Consider the following 19,233-nt stretch of genomic DNA (forward strand, 5'->3'; position numbering starts at 1 on the left):
CGGAGGCAAGCCTCCGTTCACGCGCTCCCGCGCGCACTAGCCTGGGGGCGTGCCACTGTTCTCGAATGCTCTGCGACCCGGATTCTGCCTACTCGCCGTAACCCTCTCCCTGGTCGCTCTGACCGCCGGGTGCGGAGGCGACGGCGACTCCTCGGAGTCGAACCCCGCAGGGTCCACGTCCACTCCCGCCGAAGTGACCGTCCCGATCTCCGCCACCACCGTCGAACTGATCCAGCCCGGCGAGGAGCCGCGCGAGGTGATCCAACGCAGACCGCCGGCGGGGGTCACGCAGCAGGTGCAGTTGACCACCGGCGCGCAGGTGTTCCAGCAGATCGACGACCAGCCCGCCCAGGACTTCTCCTCACCCGAGATCACACTCCCCCTCACCGCCGCCGTCGGGCAGGCCAGCGACGACACGGACGGCGGCACCACCGTCGACCTCACGCTCGGTGACGTCACCAGCCCCGACGACCGCCTCGGCAGCGCGCTCGAAGCCAGCGCCGGTTCGGGCGCCGGCTTCACGGTCGACCCCACCGGTGCGATCACCGCGCTGCGACTGCGTCCGGACGCCGAAGCCCAGGACATCGCGCGCTCCGCGATCGAGCAGGCGTTCTACCAGGCCGTGTATCGCACAGTCCCGTTTCCGGCGGAGCCCGTCGGAGTGGGCGCCCAGTGGACGATCCGCCAGCAGGTGATGAGCGGCATCGCCCTCGACCAGACCACCGTGGCCACCCTGACCGCCCGGGACGGCAACCGCCTCACCGTCGACTACACGATCGACCAGAAGCCGAAGTCCCCCGTCTGGGAGCTGCCCGGGGAGGCAGGCACGCTGAACGTCGACCAGTACGTGATGCACGGTTCCGGCACCATGACCGTCGACCTCGGCCTGCCGCTGCCCGTCGCCGGGACAGTGACCGTGGGCGGCGACCAGGAGTACAGCGACCCCGACGGCGCCACCCGCCTGCACCAGACCACGTCGAACTCGGTCCGGTGGGGTTCCTGATGCGCCGCGGACCCGTCGCCGTCTCCTGCTCCCTGTTCGCCGTGCTCGCGCTGTCGGCGTGCTCGTCGAATGCGTCCGGCGACGCCGGCGGCACCGCCTCACTCGCGCCGCTCGGACCGGTGGTGACCGCAGCACCGAACGCGGCAGGCACACCGTTCGCCGATCAGGCCGCCCTGAAGGCGGCCCTCCTCGACGTCGGCGACCTTCCCGTCGGCTTCACCCCCGCGCCCGACCCCGAGGACGATCTGGGGCTGCCTCCGGCGTCGGAGTCGGCGGACTCCGACAAGTCGAGCACGGACCCCGCGGAATGCGGCGCGGTGTTGTCGCCCGTCGCGGATCAGCGTGCGGGCGCGGTGGCGTCGGCGTCCGACTGGTTCACCGGCCCGGAGTTCGCCACCATCGACCAGGACGCGGCGAGCTACGGCACCGGCGCCGACGCATCCCAGGCCTTCGCGGCGGTGCAGGACCGGCTGGCGGGCTGCACCGGGTACACCGGCACGGACGCCGACGGCGTGCAGGTGCAGTACCGGGTCGGCGGCCGCGAGCAGCAGCCCGCGGGTGACGCGTCGGTGGCGTTCCGGCTCGTCACCACCAGCGAGGGCGTCAGTCTGGTCTCGGACGTGGTGGTGGTCGTCGTCGGGAGCACCGTCACCCAGCTGGTCGCGACGGGCCAGGACCCGATCGACGCCGGCGTCTTCGACGACCTGACGAGCACCGCCGTATCGAAGCTCGCGCCCGCCCCTGCCGGCTGAACCGACCAGCCGTGAACGACCGATGCCGGTGTCCCCGAGGGGACACCGGCATCGGTGCGGAAACGCGGCGATCCGTCAGGACTGCACGGTTCGGCCTGGAATCAGGCAGGGCATGCAGGCGAGGTCAGCTGCGCGAGCGACACGATCTGGCATGCGGTGATCTTCGACAGCTTCCACGTTCCGTTCTCGCCGGGAACGAAGATGGCCGGAACGCCACCCTGCTGGACCTGGCCGTTGACGGTCAGCTGCAGCTGGCCGCTGGCGGTGCCGTCACCGTTGTCGATGACCGGGTCGAGAACGGTGACCTCGGCGTTGTTGGCCTTCGCGGCGGCGGCGACCTGGTTGATGAGCTCCGGATCCTGCTCCGAACCCTCGACCATGGCGGACTTGACCTCGAGCGGCGTGGCCGGATCGAGGCCCTGCACCAGAAGCGCGTTGAGATCGGCCGCGGTGGGCACCTCGATGGCTTCCGAGGTCTCGGCAGCTGCGGAAGTCGTCGTCGTGGTCTTGGTCGCCGTGTCGCTCTCGTCGGAGCCACACGCGGACATCGTGAGGGCTGCGGCGATTGCTACTCCGGCAACCGTGATCTTACGAAGCTTCAACTCAATAACCTCTTCATTCTCGGTGTTCGTTCTCGGACGATCTGAGCATTTATCGCTACCCGGGCCAACATTACCCAAGGGTAAGCATCAGCGCCCGAGGCTACCTTCTCGTGGAGCCGGTCTCCACTCCTTCGTCCGGGCGGTGGATCCGGTCACTCGAGCGAGCCTTCCACATCGGCCCGTTCGAGTCGCACGTCGTCCTCCTTGAAGGTCCGCGCCTTCCCCGGACCCGTTGTGCGCGTTTCGAATCGAACGGTCACGACACCGTGGCCGGCCCCCTGCACCCAGCCGTGCCCGAAGTCCGGGTGCGTCACGTCGAGACCGGGATGCCACCGCGTGTCGATCGCCCGGGCGGGTGCGGGAGTGGGCGCGGAGAGGCCGTCGTCGGGGCCCGCCTCCGTGATCTTCGACTCCTGATAGCCCGGGACGTCCAGGTCCAGTTCGGGGAACAGCGAGCCCTGGCGGACCGTCGACAGTCCGGCGAATCCCACCCCGACCAGACGCACCGGCCCGAGTTCGAGCGGATCGATCACCTGCCGCTGCGCCGCCGCGACGAGGATCTGACGGTCGAGGGTCGCGTAGGGCAGCGTGACCGAGCGCGTCACGATGCTCATGTCTGCCTTCTTCAGCTTCAGCACCACCGTCCGCGCGGCCCGGCCGTCCTTCTGCAGGCGCCCGAACGCGGACGCCGCGCTCGACTCGACGGCACCCCGCAATTCGGCCATCGTGACGAGGTCGGTGGCGAAAGTCGTCTCCGCACTGACCTGTTTGGACTCGGCGCGTTCGGCGACCGGCCGATTGTCGATGCCCTGCGCCAGCCGGTGCAGGCCCGGTCCGACCGTGGCGCCCAGAATGGACGCCACCTCCGATTCCGGGGTCCGCGCGAAACCGCCGATGGTCTCGATGCCGAGCCGCTTCAGCTTCTCCTCCGCGACCGGGCCGATGCCCCACAGTTTCCGCACCGGAAGCTCGTCCAGCACGGCATGCTGCTCGTCCGGCGGGATCACCGTGATCCCGTCGGGTTTGGCCAGACCGGACGCGATCTTGGCCACCTGCTTGCCCGACCCGGCGCCGATGGACGCGACCAGTCCCGTCTCCTCGAGCACCAGGGCGCGCAGTCCCTCGCAATAGCGTTGCACCGTGGCCGCATCCGCCCCGGCCAGCTCGGTCGGTTCGCCGAACGCCTCGTCCATCGACAGTTGCTCGAGCACCGGCATCGGGCCGCGGAGAGCGTCGAACACGGACTTGCTCAACATGCCGTAGAGGCGGCCCCGCGGCGGCAGCACCACCGCGCCCGGACCCACCAGTCTGCGGGCCTGATGCATCGGCATGGCCGAACGCGCGCCGAAGACCCTCGCCTCGTAGCTGGCCCCGGCGACGACACCGCGTCCGCCGAGACCACCGACGAGAACCGGGCGGCCGCGGAGCGTCGGCCGGGTGAGCTGCTCGACCGACGCGAAGAACGCGTCCATGTCGAGGTGCAACACCCACCGACGACTCACCTGGTGCAAAATACCCGCCCGGTCCGACAGGTCATGCCTTGGCGATCGCCGCCCGCACACCCTCACCGAGTTCGACGGCGTCGCCCGGCGCCTCGGCCAGTTCCAGCTCGACGGCGAGGATCTCGCCCGCGATCAGCTCGCGGTGCGCGAGCGCCCAGTCCCGCCGTTCCGCGGGCACGTCGAGGACGACGGTGATCCGGTCGGACACCTCGAGCCCGGCGGCGCGCCGCGCGTCCTGCAACTCGCGGATACGGTCCTTCGCCCACCCCTCGGCTTCCAGTTCCTCGGTGACCGCCGAGTCCAGGACGACCAGGCCGGCCCCATCGGGCAGGGCTGCTGTCGACTCCGGTTCGGCGGCGACCAGCCGCTGCGTGTACTCCTCCGGCAGCAACTCGATCCCCGCCGCGACGACGACGCCGTCCGAATTCTCCGACCAGTCACCGGCCTTGACGGCCTTGATGACGGTCTGCACGTCCTTGCCCAGGCGCGGCCCCGCGGCGCGCGCATTGACGACGAGCTCGAACCGGCCGTGCACGTCCACGTCGGTGGTGAGGTCGACCTTCTTGACGTTCACCTCGTCTGCGATGAGACCCAGGTACGGGCGCAGGCGCTCCGCGTCGTCGGAGGCGACCGTCACCTCGGGCAGCGGCAGCCGCACCCGGAGATTCTGGGCCTTGCGCAGTCCCAGCACCGTCGAGCACACCGACCGCACCTCGTCCATCGCCGACACCAACTCCGCATCCGCCGGCAGCTCACCCTGGGCGGGCCAGTCCGCGAGATGCACGGACCGTCCGCCGGTGAGCCCCCGCCAGATCACCTCACTGACCAGCGGCAGCATCGGAGCGGCGAGCCGGGTGACCACCTCGAGCACCGTGTGGAGGGTGTCGACGGCGTCCTTGTCCTCGTCCCAGAAGCGCGAACGCGACCGCCGCACATACCAGTTCGTCAGCGCGTCGCAGAACGTGCGCAGTTCGTCGCACGCCCCGGCGATGTCGTTCGTCTCGAGCGCGCCGGTGATGGCGTCCCGGGTTCCGGCCAGCTTTGCGAGGATGTACCGGTCCAGGACGTTCGTCGAATCCGTGCGCCACTCACCGGACGTCGGCGCGTACAGCTGCAGGAAGCTCCACGCGTTCCACAGCGGCAGCAGCGCCTGCCGGACACCCTCGCGGATCCCCTGTTCGGTGACGACGAGGTTCCCGCCGCGCAGGATCGGCGAGGACATGAGGAACCAGCGCATGGCGTCCGAGCCGTCGCGCTCGAACACCTCCTTCACGTCCGGGTAGTTGCCCTTGGACTTGCTCATCTTCAATCCGTCTTCGCCCAGGACGATGCCGTGGGCCGCAACGGTCTTGAAAGCGGGACGATCGAACAGCGCCGTCGCCAGCACGTGCAGCGTGTAGAACCAGCCGCGGGTCTGCCCGTTGTACTCCACGATGAAGTCGCCCGGGAAGTGGCTGTCGAACCATTCGCGGTTCTCGAACGGGTAGTGCACCTGCGCGTACGGCATGGAGCCGGACTCGAACCAGCAGTCGAGGACCTCGGGCACGCGCCGCATCATCGACTTCCCGCTGGGGTCGTCGGGGTTCGGACGCACCAGGTCGTCGATCATCGGCCGGTGCAGATCCGTCGGGCGCACCCCGAAGTCGCGCTCGAGTTCGTCCAGCGAGCCGTAGACGTCCGTGCGCGGGTACGCCGGGTCGTCGGACACCCACACCGGAATCGGGCTGCCCCAGTACCGGTTGCGGCTGATGTTCCAGTCGCGCGCGCCCTCGAGCCACTTGCCGAACTGTCCGTCGCGGATGTGCTCGGGGACCCACGTGATGTCCTGGTTCAGCTCGACCATGCGGTCGCGGAACTTGGTGACCGCGACGAACCACGACGGGACCGCCATGTAGATCAGCGGCTGCCCGCTGCGCCAGCTGTGCGGGTACGAGTGCTCGATCGTCTCGTGCCGCAGCAACTTTCCAGCAGCCTTGAGGTCCTTGATGATCACGGGGTTCGCGTCGAACACCTGGAGACCCTCGTAGGGCGGCACCATCGCCGTGAACTTGCCGCCCGGGTCGAGCGGCTGCACGATCTCGATTCCGTTCGCCGTGCAGTACTCCATGTCCTCTTCACCGAAAGCCGGTGCGAGGTGGACGATTCCGGTACCGGACTCGGTGGTGACATAGTCGGCGGAGATGACGCGGTGCGCGTTCTCGTGTCCGACGAAGAAGTCGAACGGCGGGTCGTAGCGGAGCCCGACGAGGTCCGAACCCTTGTGCTCCGACAGCACCTCGGGTGCCTCGCCGAGTTCGCGGGCATAGTGACCCAGCCGATCCTTGGCGAGCACGTAGCGCTTGCCGTCGGCGCCCGTCACCTGGACGTAGTCGATGTCCGGGTGCACCGCGACAGCGAGGTTGGACGGCAGCGTCCACGGCGTGGTGGTCCAGATGATCGCGTTGGCGCCGTCGAGCGGGCCCTCACCGTGCAGCGGCATGTCGACCGTGACGGCGGGATCCTGGCGCATCTTGTACGCGTCGTCGAGCCGGGTCTCCTGGTTCGACAGCGGCGTCTGCTCGTACCAGCTGTACGGCAGCACACGGAATCCTTGGTAGATCAGGCCCTTGTCGAACAGTTCCTTGAACGCCCACATGACCGACTCCATGAAGTCGAGGTCCAGGGTCTTGTAATCGTTGTCGAAGTCGACCCACCGGGCTTGCCGGGTGACGTAGTCGCGCCACTCGTCCGTGTACCGCAGCACGGAGGATTTGCAGTACTCGTTGAACTTCTCGAGACCCATGACGTCGATCTCGGACTTGTCCTTGATCCCGAGCTGCTTCTCCGCCTCGAGTTCGGCGGGCAGTCCGTGGCAGTCCCAGCCGAATCGGCGCTCGACCTTGTTGCCGCGCATGGTCTGGAACCGCGGGATCAGGTCCTTGACGTACCCCGTCAGGAGGTGGCCGTAGTGCGGGAGACCGTTCGCGAACGGCGGACCGTCGTAGAACACGAATTCGGGGGCGTCGTCGCGCTGGGCGACCGAGGCCCGGAAGGTGTCGTCCTCGTCCCAGCCGGCCAGCACACGCTGCTCGATCTGGGGGAACCGGACACCCGTATCCTGGGAGACGCCGTAGTCGACCTTGGGGTAGGACTCGTTGCTGCTGGTCACGTTGCTGGTGTCGGTCACCGCGATCTCCTCGTGCCTGACGTACTCGGCACGGGGACGACGGAGACGCCTCCTGCGTCACCACCGCGGTACCACCCCGCTTGCACCCCGGAGGGCGCCTCTCGGTGCCGGGCTGTGACGGGCCCACCCGTTCGGTTCTACTGAGCCGGCGTACCGGCGGTTCTTCCGAAGGCTCCCCGGTGATGGCCGGATCGTCGCCGCGAAACTCGGTTACTGAATTATTCGCTGAATGCAGTCTAGCCGCCACCGGCGTGCGGCAGCTCAGTCGCCCTCGTCGGGGCCGGGCGTCGTGTCCGCGTCCCGTGCGGGACCGCGGTCACCGGGGACACCGCCCGCGGGTTGCCCCGGCACGGTCGCCGCCTTCTTGCCCGCGAGGGCGCTGACGAGCAGCAGGACCGCTCCGGCGACGCACACTATGATGCATCCCCAGGCCCACACGACCGAACCGGTCATCAGAGCCACCACCAGGAGAGCGAACCCCACCGCTGCAAGAGCGAGTGTCACGACCAGCACGGCTCAACCTCTATCCGGGCCGCTGGCTGGGCAACTACCGCGCGCTCAGTCAGCTATTGCCCTTGGCGTAGGACTGGCTGTAATTGGACTGCGATCCACCCTGCGCGAACGAATCCTGACCGCCGTCCACCGGAACCGCGGATCCCCGCTGCTCCAGTTCCTCGAGCTGCGACTCCAGGTACGACTTCAGGCGCACACGGTATTCGCGCTCGAATGTCTTGAGCTGCTCGATACGACCCTCCAGCACGGAACGCTGCTGGTTGATCGTCGCCATGATCTCGGTGTGCTTCTTCTCCGCGTCCGCCTGCAGCGCGTCGGCCTTCTCCTTGGCCTGGCGCAGCTGGGTCTCGGACCGGGTCTGAGCGTCGGTAATCAGCGCTTCCGACTTCTGGCGGGCGTCCGCGATCATCGTCTCGGAACGGGTCCGCGCGTCGCTGACCAGCTGCTCCGAGTTGGTGCGCGCGTTGCCGAGCAGCTGCTCGGACTCCGTCTTCGCGTCACTCGTGAGGCGGTCCGCCATCTCCTGGGCGAGACCCAGAACCTTGGCGGCCTGCATGTGCGCGTCGGCGCCCTGTGCAGGAGCGGCCGCAGCCGCAGCGGCGGGAGCCGGTGCCGGCGCGGGAGCCTTGGGCTGCTCGACGACGCGAGCCGGCTCTGCCTTGGGGGCGGGAGTCTGTGCTGCGGACGCGGAGCGTGGAGCCTTCTTCGCATCGGCGAGCTCCTTGTCGAGCTCCCCTACTCGCTGCCGAAGGTCGGCGTTCTCCTCGATCAGGCGCGACAACTCTTGCTCGACGAGGTCGAGAAACGCATCGACTTCGTCTTCGTTGTAGCCCCGCTTACCGATCGGTGGCTTGCTGAACGCGACATTGTGCACATCAGCGGGAGTCAGCGGCATGGAAGGATCCCTTCACGCGTCATTTGGCGGTCTAGCAAGCATTCAGTTACAGCGCAGTCTACGTAACGGTGAAACAAGACTGGATCAATGGGGTCCATTCTGTCACACCAGACCCGTAGCACGCGCTTGTCCCTGAACGATCGACATCAGGATGAAGACGATGAACAGCAAGACCATGATGGATAGATCCAACCGCACACCCCCGAGATTGATCGGGGGGATCAACCGCCGGAGCAGTTTGACCGGAGGATCGGTGACCGTAAAAATCGCTTCGAGGATGACGACCACGACGCCGGTTGGCCGCCAGTCTCGTGCGAAGGTCCGTACGAACTCGACAATGATTCTGCCGATGAGTAGCAGCCAAAAGACAAACAGTATCAAGTAGATCACCGAGAACAAGGCCACACCTTCACTCTGCCTGAGAATGTCCGGCCGATCAAAACGAGCCGCGTGGCCAGGGCTTTCTCCGCCACAGCCGCCGCGGCCCGCGTCGCTTCGGACGTTCGGATCCCGATGGTCGTTTCCCCCGCTCCCCGGTCTACTTCTGGCTGTAGAAGCCGGTTTCCGCGATGCGGCGACGCTCCTCGGCGGAGACGTCGATGTCTGCGGGTGAGAGCAAGAACACCTTCGTGGCCACCTTGTCGAAGGACCCGCGCAGCGCGAATGCCAGTCCGGCGGCGAAATCGACGAGGCGCTTGGCGTCGGCGTTGCTCATCTCGACGAGGTCCATGATGACGGGGGTGCCGTCACGGAACCGCTCGCCGATGGTCCGGGCCTCCCCGTAGTCGCGGGGACGCAGCGTGGTGATCTTGGACAGCGGGCCCCCTTCGTCGAAGAGGGGTCCGCGACGACTCTCCACCCGCTCGGACCGCGTGTCGACGGCCAGCGCGCCACGGGTGCTGCCACGCACGGCACCGCTCGCACTGGGACGGGCCGACCGGACGGCCACGGGTTCGACCCGGGACGAGTGCCGCGGGCCGTCGTACCGGTCGAAGTCGTCGTCGAGGTCGTCCCGGCGGCCGGGAGCGTAGGCAGCCTTACTGAAGGCCGGCTCCGCGAAGTCACGGTCGTCGCGGTCGAGATACGGGTCACGTCCACTGTCACGCGCCGGTCGAGCGGGCCTGCGCGCAGGTTCCGGCTCGTCCAGGTACTCGTCCTCGTAGTCGTCGAGGGGAACCATGCCGAAGTAAGCCTTGAACTTGTGCAGACTGCTCATTGATCGACCTTCCTTGGCGCGGCGGACAGGATCCAACTGCGACCGGTCGCAGCGGTGTGGACGGGTTGGCGATCACCTGGGCGATCTACTTCGAGGTTATAGGCCTCGAACCCAACAGCGCGGTTCCGACACGCACGCACGTCGACCCGTGCCGGACAGCGTGCTCGAGATCATTCGTCATGCCTGCTGAGAGGTCCGTCGCATCCGGATGGTCGCGCCTGAGCCGCGCGTGTATCTTCTCCAGTTCCTCGAACGCCGCGTCCGGGTCGGCGTCGATCGGCGGAACCGCCATCAGCCCGCGGTATTCGAGTCCCGGCGACGACTGCACCTGCGCGGCAAGGTGTTCGAGGTCGGCGATCCCGGCACCGCCGCGCTGCGGATCGCCGTCCAGACTGACTTGGAGCAGCACCCGCAGAGGCTCGGGCCGCTCCCCCGCCTCGAGAGCCGCGGTCGCCGCGCGGCCGAGGGCGCCGACGAGTCGTTCGCTGTCCACCGAGTGGATGGCGTACGCCCAGTGCGCGACGGCCTTCGCCTTGTTGCGCTGGAGGTGCCCGATCATGTGCCACCGCACCGACGGATCCGTCACCGCGGTCCGGAACTCCGCGATCTTGGCGGTGGCCTCCTGCTCACGTGACTCCCCGAACTCGCGGCACCCGAGGTCGTACAGGATTCGCGCGTCGGATTCGGGGAAGAACTTGGTGACGGGCAGCAGCGACACCTCCGCGGGGTCGCGGCCGGCGTCCCGGCACGCCGCGTCGAGCCGTGCGCGCACGGCGCCCAGCGCAGCCTCGATCTCCCCGACCCTGCCCATCTTGTCCACTCCCACACCGAATCCTCGCCGCCGCCGGCGGCCGTCGTCACACGCTGTCTTGCCCAGTATCCATCCAGATCACCGCCGCGAGGCGACCGGTCGGGGCCTGCCGGCGATGACTGAACAGTGTCTGGTCCTCGATGGTGCAGCGCGGATCCTCCGCCACCCCCGCGACACCCGCGTCGAGCAGTTGCTTCCGCAGGCCGGCCCGCAGGTCGAGGCCGGGGGTCCCCTTGACGGTGCGGGTGGCGCTGCCGGGAAGGAATTTCTCGACGTCCGCCTGCATCGCCGCGGGAACCTCGTACTGTCGGCCGCTCGCCGCCGGACCCAGGAACGCGCCGATCCGGTCGACCCGCGCCCCCTGCTCGACCATGACGTCGAGCACCCGCGGAACGATGCCGATGCGGGCGCCGATCCGGCCGGCGTGGACGGCGGCGATCACCCCGGCCTCGTCGTCGGACAGCAGCACCGGGACGCAGTCGGCGCTGAGGGTCGCGAGTGCGAGCCCCGGCACCGTCGTCACCAGCGCGTCCGTGGCGGGCACCGGCACGTCGGTGGGCCCGTCGACCACGGTCACGTTGCGACTGTGGATCTGCTCCATCCAGACCAAGTGGTCGAAGGGCACGCCGATGTTGTCGGCCAGCCGACGCCGGTTCGCCTCCACCGCGGCCGGATCGTCGCCGACGTGATCACCGAGGTTGAACGTGTCGTACGGTGCGACGGACTGCCCACCGGCACGGGTGGTGACGACCCGGCGAACCCTGAAATCGGGGGCTGACGACGAACTCAACGACGCATGAAGGAGGGCACGTCGACTTCGTCTTCACCCTCCTCGTCGGACACCGGCACCGCACGGGACTGACCGTTTCCCGGAAGCGGCGGCAGACTGCTCGGGCTCTGGTGGGAGCTGATCGTCTCTCGGGTCACCGACATCGGCTCGCTGTGCTGCTGCTCGGCCTGCTGGCCGACCTCGCCCGCCCGCCCGGCACCGATGGCGCTGCGACCGGCGGCGCCCGACTCGACCGGCCGACGGGCGGGGGCGCCGCCGTCGAACCCGGCGGCGATGACGGTGACCCGCACCTCGTCGCCGAGCGAATCATCGATGACGGTGCCGAAGATGATGTTCGCGTCGATATGGGCAGCTTCCTGCACCAGCGACGCCGCCTCGTTGATCTCGAACAAGCCGAGGTCGCTGCCACCGGCGATCGAGAGCAGCACGCCGCGCGCACCCTCCATCGACGCCTCGAGCAGCGGAGAGTTGATCGCCGATTCCGCGGCCTTGATGGCCCGGCCCTCGCCGCGCGAGGATCCGATGCCCATCAGCGCGCTACCCGCGCCGGACATGACGCCCTTGACGTCGGCGAAGTCGACGTTGATCAGACCGGGGGTGGTGATGAGGTCGGTGATGCCCTGGACACCGTTGAGCAGGACCTCGTCGGCGCTGCGGAACGCGTCCATGAGGCTGACTGCGGCGTCACCGAGCTGCAGGAGGCGGTCGTTCGGGATCACGATGAGGGTGTCGCACGATTCACGCAGCGACTGGATGCCGGTGTCGGCCTGGCCGCCGCGGCGCTTGCCCTCGAAGGAGAAGGGGCGGGTGACGACACCGACGGTGAGGGCTCCGAGCTTGCGCGCGATACTCGCCACGACCGGTGCGCCACCGGTACCCGTGCCGCCGCCCTCGCCTGCGGTCACGAACACCATGTCGGCGCCCTTGAGGACTTCCTCGATCTCGTCCTTGTGGTCTTCTGCGGCCTTGCGGCCGACTTCGGGATCCGCGCCGGCTCCGAGCCCGCGGGTGAGCTCCCGGCCGACGTCGAGCTTGACGTCGGCGTCACTCATCAGCAGCGCTTGCGCGTCGGTGTTGACGGCAATGAACTCGACTCCCTTGAGTCCCTGCTCGATCATCCGGTTGACTGCGTTCACGCCGCCGCCGCCGATGCCGACGACCTTTATTACGGCGAGGTAGTTGTGCGGGGGCGTCATCGGCTCTCGCCTTCCATGAGTGTGTATCACGCTTTCGTACAGATCAGTCCAGCCTGAACCCTCAACCTCAACCATAGGGTTACGGTTATGTCAAGTGCTGCCCGACTAGAGCGAAACGCTATGCACCGCCATACGGATACGCCATTAGGCGCGCCGAGACGCGCCGAGTTATTTGACGAACTCGCCCGCAACTCTTTCGCATCCGGGTCACGACCCCTCACCGCACCGTCGGCAGGTCGGGACTCGACACGTCGTACGTCTGCCCGGGCTGGGTGAGCAGCGGCAGGGTGACCGCAGCCTTGCGCTCGGACTTCTCCGTGCCGCCCCACACCACGGTCCGGCCGTCGAGCAACGTCACCGCGATATCCGAAATCGACTTCGCCACAATCTGTCCCACCTGACCGCGGAGCTGAGGCGGCATCGACTCCAGCACCTCGATCGCAGCCTCCGTCGACGGGTCGCCCCACCCCGGCGTCTCCGTCACCAGACGCGGCACCCCCGGCGGCGGCGGTGCGATCTCGTAGTCCACGGCCTCCACATCGAGAAGATGGGTACCGCCAGGGTTGTCGACGAACACGACGGGCACCCGCTCGGTTACCGTGACCCGGATGGTGGACGGGTACACCCGCTGGACGCGCGCGGACGCCACCTTCGGGATCGCGGCGACCCGCCGAGCCGCGCCCTCCGTGTCGACACGCAGCAACGGCTGCCCCTCCGGCACCGCCAGCACCTGGCGAATCTGCTCCTCGGAGACGGACGTCGCCCCCGCGACGTCCGTCTCCCGCACCGACAGCAGCGGCGTGAACCAGGCGACGAGGCCGAGCGCCACGACCACGACGACACCGACGACGCCCATCACCGCGGGCCGCCGGTACCACGGCCGCTGCGGCGTCTCCGCCGCCGCGGACTTCCGTGCCGCCGAAGCCGATTCGCGGGTGCGCCGCGTTCCGGGGTCGGTGACCGTCGAGGTGCGCCGACGCGAGGACGTCCGATCGCTCGCCGTCGCGCGGGCACCGGCCTCACGCCCTGGCCTCGGACTGCGCTGGACGTCGCGGCGGACAGGGCGGTCCGGCCGCTCCGACCGGCCCCGACGCTCCCGCGTCATCGCGACGGGTGGTGGTGCGGAGCCGCACGCAGAGCGTCGAGGATCTGGTTGCCGAGCATCGTCACGTCACCGGCACCCATGGTGATCACCACGTCCCCGGGGGTCGCGAGGGCCGCGACCTGCCGCGGCGCCTGCGACAGGTCGGGCTGGTAGTGCACCGGCTTCGACACCGACAGCGCGACCAGGGCGCCACTGACACCCGGGAGCGGTTCTTCCCGCGCGCCGTACACGTCGAGGACCACGACCTCGTCGGCGAGGTCGAGCGCGTGCCCGAATTCTTCCGCGAATGTTGCTGTGCGGGAGTACAGGTGGGGCTGGAACACCACGATGACCTTGCCGCTGCGCACCGAGTCCTCGGATTCGCGACGGTCGGCCTCGTGGGGCTGGCGCACCAGATCGGCGGCGGCGCCGAGCACGGCACGCACCTCCGTGGGGTGATGCGCGTAGTCGTCGAACACGCGGACCCCGTGCTCGCGGCCGGTGAACTGGAACCGGCGGTGCACTCCCCCGAATCCGGCAATGCCTTCGAGGATCTCGTCCACGTCGGCACCGGCTTCCCGGGCGGCGAGGAGAGCGGCCAGAGCGTTGAGCGCCATGTGCCTGCCGGGCACACCCATCCGGACCGTCCTCGGCGCCTGTTCGCCGGCCAGCTGGAACTGCAGCACTCCGCCGACGTCCCGGGCCTCGAAACTCAGCAGCCGCGCGCCGACCTCGACGCCGTCGACGGGAGCGAAGGCCCCGTCGGTGTTCTCGGCGCTGCCGTATCCCAGCACCCGCACACCGGGCAGTCCCCGCGCCGCCACCCGCTGCGCGAGCGCCGCGGACCCCGGATCGTCGAGACAGGCGACGAGCAGACCGCCGGGCGACAGACGTGCCGCGAAATCGTCGAACACCTGGATGTACGCCTCGGTGCTGCCGAAGTAGTCGAGGTGGTCGGCTTCGACGTTGGTGACGACGACGACGTCCGGTTCGTACTGGAGCAGCGAACCGTCGCTCTCGTCGGCCTCCGCGACGAACACGTCGCCGCTACCGTGGTGGGCGTTGGTTCCGGCCTCGTTGAGTTCGCCACCGACCGCGAACGACGGATCGAAACCACAGTGTTGCAGCGCCACCACCAGCATCGACGTGGTCGACGTCTTACCGTGGGTGCCCGACACCAGCAGGGTGCGGTGCCCCTGCATCAGCGAGGCCAGCACCGCGGGTCTCAGGATCACGGGTATCCCGCGCCGGGCCGCCTCCACGAGTTCCGGGTTGTCCTTCGGGATGGCGGCATGGGTGGTGACCACGACGGTCGGGCCGCCGGGCAGCAGGTCGAGCGCGCCGGCGTCGTGACCGATCCGCACGTGCGCGCCGCGGGCACGCAGCGCGAGGACGCCGCGGCTCTCCTTGGCGTCCGATCCGGACACCTGCCCACCCCTGGCCAGCAGGATCCGCGCGATTCCGGACATTCCGGCGCCGCCGATCCCGACCATGTGGACACGTTCCAACTCCGCGGGCAGGTCGGTCATCGGGTTCCCCTCGTCAGCGCGGCCACGTCGAGCACGATGCGCGCAACCTCGGTGGCTGCGCTGCGGTGACCCGCACCGGCCGCGCGTCGCCCCATGTCCTCGAGCTGTGCGGGATCACGCAGCAGAGGGATCACGGTCTCCGCGACGAATCCGGCGGACAGGTCTCCGTCGGCCACAATCATTCCACCTCCGGCGGCGACCACCGGTCGCGCGTTCAGTTCCTGCTCCCCGTTGCCGTGTGGCAGCGGCACGTACACCGCGGGAAGCCCCACCGCCGACACCTCCGCCACCGTCATCGCACCCGACCGGCAGATCACCGCGTCCGCGGCCGAATAGGCGAGGTCCATCCGCGACAGGTAGGGAACAGCCACGTACGGCGGGCCGCCCGGTGTCGCGGGAACGTCGAGGGCGTTCTTCGGTCCGTGCGCGTGCAGGACGGCCACACCGGCCGCTGCCAGCGACTCGGCCGCGCCCGACACGGCCTCGTTGAGCGACCGCGCGCCCTGCGAACCACCGAAGACGAGCAGTACGGGACCGTCGGCGGGGAGCCCGAAGTGTGCGCGCGCCTCCGCCCGCAGGGCCGCCCGGTCGAGACCGGTGATCGACGCCCGGACCGGGATCCCGAGGATCTCCGCGTCCGAACGACCGCGACCGGAGACTCCGGAACCGGCGACCGCGGCCAGGACCCGGGCGGCCCGGCGGGCACCGATCTTGTTCGCTATCCCGGCGCTGGCGTTCGCCTCGTGCACCACGATCGGAATGCGGCGCCGGCGGCGCAGCAGTCCGGGGCCGGCCGCCAGATATGCCGGCAGCGCGACGTACCCGCCGAATCCGACGACGACGTCGGCACCGGTCGCGTCGAGCACCTCGCGGGTGCGGCGCACCGACGCGCGCACCCGGCCGGGAAGTCGCAGCAGGTCGAGGGTGGGTTTACGGGGCAGCGGCACCGGCGGTATGAGCTCGAGCGGGTAGCCCCGCTCGGGAACCAGGGTGGTTTCGAGGCCACGCGCCGTACCGAGAGCGGTCACCACCGCGGTGTCGTCGATCGCCTTGATCGCATCGGCCACTGCCAGAGCCGGTTCGATGTGCCCGGCGGTACCACCACCGGCCACGATCACCGACAGGGTGGACTTGTCGCCGTTCACCTACGAAATCCTCGCTCTCCTGCTCGGCCACCCGAGCTTCGCTGTTGACGTGCACCTCGTTCGGGGGTGCGGCCCTTACCGCGTTCGGGGCGGCCCTTCTCGTATGTGACGCTGCGGGTCCGTGGGGCCATCTCCCGACCGGCGCGCCGGCGGGCCTCGGCGCGGCGCACCGCCTCGGCGCGTGCCGCGTCGGCCCGCACCGGCGAATACGCCTCCGGCTTGCGGAGCCGGAGGAGACGACCGAACGGGCCGTCCTGTCCGGAGTGCAGCGCCGCGACCGCCTCCGGTTCGTGCCGCGCCGCGTTGGCGACGAGGCCGAACATGAACAGTGTGGTGGCCGTCGACGTTCCGCCGGCGGACACCAGCGGCAACTGCAGGCCGGTGACGGGCAGCAGCCCGATCACGTATCCGACGTTGATGAATGCCTGTCCGGTGATCCACACCGTCGCCGTTCCGGTGAGCAGGCGCAGGAACGGGTCGGCGGATCGGGCCGCGATGCGCAGGCCCGTGTACACGAACAGTCCGAACAAGCCGAGGACGGCGGCGCCACCCAGATATCCGAGCTCCTCGCCGATGATCGCGAAGATGAAGTCGTTGTGGGCGTTCGGCAGGTAGCTCCACTTCGCGCGGCTCTGCCCCAGCCCTCGCCCCAGGATTCCGCCGTCGGCGAGAGAATACATCGCCTGCCGCGACTGGTACCCGAGGCCCTGCGGGTCGGAACCGGGATTGAGGAACTCGCGCACGCGAGCGGAGCGGTAGCCGGCGGTGAGCGCAAGGATCACGATTCCGCCGAAGCCGGTGCCGACGATCGCGATGAACAGTTTCAGCGGCAGGCCCGCGAACCACAGCAGGGCCATCAGGATGATGGCCAGCGAGACCGTCGTTCCGAGGTCGGGCTGCAGGATGATCAGGACGAACGCGACGAGCGCGGCCGGCACCAGCGGAACGAGCATGTCCCGGATACTGGAGATGTCGCTGCGCCGCGACGCCAGGATGTGCGCACCCCACACTGCCAGCGCGATCTTGGTGAGCTCGGCGGGCTGCAACGAGAATCCCGCCACGACGAACCAGCCGCGGGTGCCCTGGGACACGGTGCCGATGCCGGGTATGAGGACCAGGACCAGCAGGATGATCGTGACCGCGAAGGCCGGGAACGACAGGGCGCGCATCACCCGGACCGGGATCTGCAGCGCCGCGTAGAACAGACCGAGCCCGAGAGCCGCGAACAGCGCCTGCCGGGTGAAGAGGGTGTATGCCGAACCGTCGGAGGCGTAGGCCTCGACGCTCGAGGACGACAGCACCATCACCAGGCCGAGGACCGTCAGCAGAAACGCGATGGTGACCACGAGGTGGAACGACGCCAGGGGCCGCGACAGCCAGGCCCCGATCCGGGTGCGCGGGCCACGCGGAGGTGCCGTGCGCGTGCGGGGACTCGACGGTGCACGCTTCACCACCCCGGGGGCGGCCGCCGTGCGGGCCGGGGACCGCCGTCCTTCGGGGACGCGGCGGGTGCGGGCTCCGGCGGAGGTCATCGCAGAGTCCTGGAGATGTCCGACTCGTCGAGCCTGCCGACGGCGTCCGCGAAGCTGCGCCCCCGGTGGCCGTAACTGTCGAACATGTCGAGCGAGGCCGCCGCGGGCGCCAGGACGACGGAATCCCCTGCCGTTGCCAGCGCAGCCGCTTCGCGCACGACGACACCCATCACGGCGTCGCTGTCGGTGTCCGCCGGCAGCACCACCCGGTGCGTCGCGGTCTGCGGGACTGCACTCACACCTGCATCGTCTCCCGTTTCGACAGTGACCACGGGAACCTCGGGGGCGTGTCGCGCAAGGGACTCTGCGATCTGCATCGCATCGCGGCCGAGCAGGACGGCGCCGGCGAGGCGACCCGCCACCTCGCGGACGAGGTCGTCGACCCGCGCACCCTTCAGCAGACCACCGGCGATCCACACCACCCGCTCGTGGGCGAGGATCGACGGGCGGGCGGCGTGCGGGTTGGTGGCCTTGGAGTCGTCGACGAATGTCACTCCCCCGACGTCGGCGACGTGTGCCGCGCGGTGCGGGCCCACGACGTGGGCGGCCAGACCTGCAGCGACGGCGTCCGGCAAAACTCCGATCGCCCGGGCCAGAGCCGCCGCGGCCAGGGCATCCATCTGTCCGGCAGGCCCGGGCGGGGTGATCCCCTCGGCCGGGGCAAGCCGCTCGCCGTCGGCGAACGCGCGGTCGACGAGATACCCGTCCTCGACACCCAGTTCGCCCGACGCCGGCACACCGAGCCGGAAACCCAGGGTCCGGTCTGCGAGGGACGAGGAGAAGAGAGAGGACGCGACTTCGTCGTCGAGCCCCAGCACCGCGACCTCACCGGTCAGGGCGCGGGCCTTCGCATCGATGTACGGCTGCATCCCGCCGTGCCAGTCCAGATGATCTTCGGCGATGTTGAGGATCGCGCCTGCGGTCGGCCGGACCGACGGCGCCCAGTGCAGCTGGAACGACGAGAGTTCGACGGCCAGCACCTCCGCCCGGGGTTCGGTCTGCCGCAGGGCGTCGAGTACCGGAAGCCCGATGTTGCCGCAGGCCAGACTCGGCAGCTCGGCCGCGTCGAGGATGGACTGCAGCATGGAGGTCGTCGTGGTCTTGCCGTTGGTTCCGGTGACCACCAGCCACCGCCGGGGCGGACCGTAGAGCCCGGCCCGGTCGACGTGCCAGGAGAACTCGATGTCGCCCCAGATCGGCACCCCGTCCCCGGCGGCGAGCGAGAGCAGCGGCGCGTCCGGACGGAACCCCGGGCTCGTCACGACCAGCGCGAACTCGGCGACCCGGTCCCGCTCGGCGAGCAGATCGTCGATCGGGACGGTCGCGGCGCCGAGTCGCGCGCACTCGGCGAGGGCGTCGACGTTCGCGTCGGTGACGGTGACGAGCGCACCGAGGTCACGAAGCGGTTCGATGGTGGCCCGGCCGGAGACTCCCGCACCGGCGACGAGGACGCTGCGACCCCGCAACCAGTCGAGCCCGCCGTGTTCCTCTGCCACG

The 19,233-nt window shown here is 69.3% G+C and carries 17 protein-coding genes; 2 read left to right on the forward strand and 15 right to left on the reverse strand.

Annotated elements, in window-relative coordinates:
- Nucleotides 1–49 precede the first annotated feature (49 nt).
- Nucleotides 50–1,003, forward strand: coding sequence for a hypothetical protein (locus tag FND50_RS23345; protein WP_144287264.1), 954 nt, complete (start codon nt 50–52; stop codon nt 1,001–1,003).
- The gene (locus FND50_RS23350) at nt 1,003–1,755 is read left to right on the forward strand and encodes a sensor domain-containing protein (RefSeq protein WP_144287265.1); all 753 of its coding nucleotides are present in this window, start codon (nt 1,003–1,005) and stop codon (nt 1,753–1,755) included. Before FND50_RS23345 ends, FND50_RS23350 begins: the two co-directional genes overlap by 1 nt.
- A gap of 101 nt (nt 1,756–1,856) precedes the next feature.
- Here the strand turns inward: FND50_RS23350 and FND50_RS23355 are convergent, their stop codons facing one another.
- The 15 genes from FND50_RS23355 to murD form a co-directional block, all read right to left on the reverse strand.
- Nucleotides 1,857–2,357: a hypothetical protein gene (locus tag FND50_RS23355; RefSeq protein ID WP_005247603.1), complete on the reverse strand. Its 501-nt coding sequence runs from the start codon at nt 2,355–2,357 to the stop codon at nt 1,857–1,859.
- A gap of 152 nt (nt 2,358–2,509) precedes the next feature.
- Nucleotides 2,510–3,844, reverse strand: a complete 1,335-nt coding sequence (locus FND50_RS23360) for a DNA polymerase IV (protein ID WP_144289142.1) — start codon at nt 3,842–3,844, stop codon at nt 2,510–2,512.
- Nucleotides 3,845–3,890: 46 nt separating this feature from the next.
- Nucleotides 3,891–7,025, reverse strand: a complete 3,135-nt coding sequence (gene ileS / locus FND50_RS23365) for an isoleucine--tRNA ligase (RefSeq protein WP_144287266.1) — start codon at nt 7,023–7,025, stop codon at nt 3,891–3,893.
- Between the two features lie 261 nt (nt 7,026–7,286).
- The gene (locus FND50_RS23370) at nt 7,287–7,538 is read right to left on the reverse strand and encodes a hypothetical protein (protein ID WP_144287267.1); all 252 of its coding nucleotides are present in this window, start codon (nt 7,536–7,538) and stop codon (nt 7,287–7,289) included.
- 49 nt (nt 7,539–7,587) lie between these two features.
- Nucleotides 7,588–8,433 carry a DivIVA domain-containing protein gene (locus FND50_RS23375; RefSeq protein ID WP_005260217.1) on the reverse strand — a complete coding sequence of 282 codons (846 nt, stop codon included), beginning with the start codon at nt 8,431–8,433 and terminating at the stop codon, nt 7,588–7,590.
- A 102-nt stretch (nt 8,434–8,535) separates the two neighbouring features.
- Nucleotides 8,536–8,838: a YggT family protein gene (locus FND50_RS23380; RefSeq protein WP_005247609.1), complete on the reverse strand. Its 303-nt coding sequence runs from the start codon at nt 8,836–8,838 to the stop codon at nt 8,536–8,538.
- 133 nt (nt 8,839–8,971) lie between these two features.
- Nucleotides 8,972–9,649, reverse strand: coding sequence for a cell division protein SepF (locus FND50_RS23385; RefSeq protein WP_005574458.1), 678 nt, complete (start codon nt 9,647–9,649; stop codon nt 8,972–8,974).
- A gap of 85 nt (nt 9,650–9,734) precedes the next feature.
- Nucleotides 9,735–10,469 (reverse strand): YggS family pyridoxal phosphate-dependent enzyme, encoded by a 735-nt coding sequence (locus FND50_RS23390; protein WP_144289143.1) that lies wholly within the window; start codon nt 10,467–10,469, stop codon nt 9,735–9,737.
- Nucleotides 10,470–10,506: 37 nt separating this feature from the next.
- Nucleotides 10,507–11,250: a peptidoglycan editing factor PgeF gene (gene pgeF, locus FND50_RS23395; RefSeq protein ID WP_144287268.1), complete on the reverse strand. Its 744-nt coding sequence runs from the start codon at nt 11,248–11,250 to the stop codon at nt 10,507–10,509.
- Nucleotides 11,247–12,446, reverse strand: coding sequence for a cell division protein FtsZ (gene ftsZ / locus FND50_RS23400; RefSeq protein ID WP_005247614.1), 1,200 nt, complete (start codon nt 12,444–12,446; stop codon nt 11,247–11,249). The genes pgeF and ftsZ overlap by 4 nt, the downstream gene beginning before the upstream one ends.
- A gap of 217 nt (nt 12,447–12,663) precedes the next feature.
- Nucleotides 12,664–13,551 (reverse strand): cell division protein FtsQ/DivIB, encoded by an 888-nt coding sequence (locus FND50_RS23405; protein WP_260850657.1) that lies wholly within the window; start codon nt 13,549–13,551, stop codon nt 12,664–12,666.
- Complete coding sequence (murC, locus tag FND50_RS23410; protein ID WP_007297440.1) at nt 13,548–15,059, reverse strand: UDP-N-acetylmuramate--L-alanine ligase; 1,512 nt, start codon at nt 15,057–15,059, stop codon at nt 13,548–13,550. Before murC ends, FND50_RS23405 begins: the two co-directional genes overlap by 4 nt.
- A complete protein-coding gene (gene murG, locus FND50_RS23415; protein ID WP_144287269.1) occupies nt 15,056–16,204 on the reverse strand; it encodes an undecaprenyldiphospho-muramoylpentapeptide beta-N-acetylglucosaminyltransferase in 1,149 nt (382 codons plus the stop codon). The genes murC and murG overlap by 4 nt, the downstream gene beginning before the upstream one ends.
- On the reverse strand, nt 16,201–17,736 hold the full coding sequence (gene ftsW / locus FND50_RS23420; protein WP_144287270.1) for a putative lipid II flippase FtsW: 1,536 nt from the start codon (nt 17,734–17,736) through the stop codon (nt 16,201–16,203). Before ftsW ends, murG begins: the two co-directional genes overlap by 4 nt.
- Nucleotides 17,733–19,232, reverse strand: a complete 1,500-nt coding sequence (gene murD, locus FND50_RS23425; RefSeq protein ID WP_144287271.1) for a UDP-N-acetylmuramoyl-L-alanine--D-glutamate ligase — start codon at nt 19,230–19,232, stop codon at nt 17,733–17,735. Before murD ends, ftsW begins: the two co-directional genes overlap by 4 nt.
- Nucleotide 19,233: the final 1 nt, after the last annotated feature.

Origin of the sequence: Rhodococcus sp. WB9, from assembly GCF_007558985.1 — a bacterium.
GTDB classification, from domain to species: domain Bacteria; phylum Actinomycetota; class Actinomycetes; order Mycobacteriales; family Mycobacteriaceae; genus Rhodococcus_F; species Rhodococcus_F opacus.

Coding starts and splice junctions, on each gene's coding strand:
- ftsZ (WP_005247614.1), bottom strand. CDS start 12,446: ATGACGCCCCCGCACAACTACCTCGCCGTAATAAAGGTCGTCGGCATC.
- ftsW (WP_144287270.1), bottom strand. CDS start 17,736: ATGACCTCCGCCGGAGCCCGCACCCGCCGCGTCCCCGAAGGACGGCGG.
- murC (WP_007297440.1), bottom strand. CDS start 15,059: ATGACCGACCTGCCCGCGGAGTTGGAACGTGTCCACATGGTCGGGATC.
- FND50_RS23405 (WP_260850657.1), bottom strand. CDS start 13,551: ATGACGCGGGAGCGTCGGGGCCGGTCGGAGCGGCCGGACCGCCCTGTC.
- FND50_RS23350 (WP_144287265.1), top strand. CDS start 1,003: ATGCGCCGCGGACCCGTCGCCGTCTCCTGCTCCCTGTTCGCCGTGCTC.
- FND50_RS23385 (WP_005574458.1), bottom strand. CDS start 9,649: ATGAGCAGTCTGCACAAGTTCAAGGCTTACTTCGGCATGGTTCCCCTC.
- FND50_RS23375 (WP_005260217.1), bottom strand. CDS start 8,433: ATGCCGCTGACTCCCGCTGATGTGCACAATGTCGCGTTCAGCAAGCCA.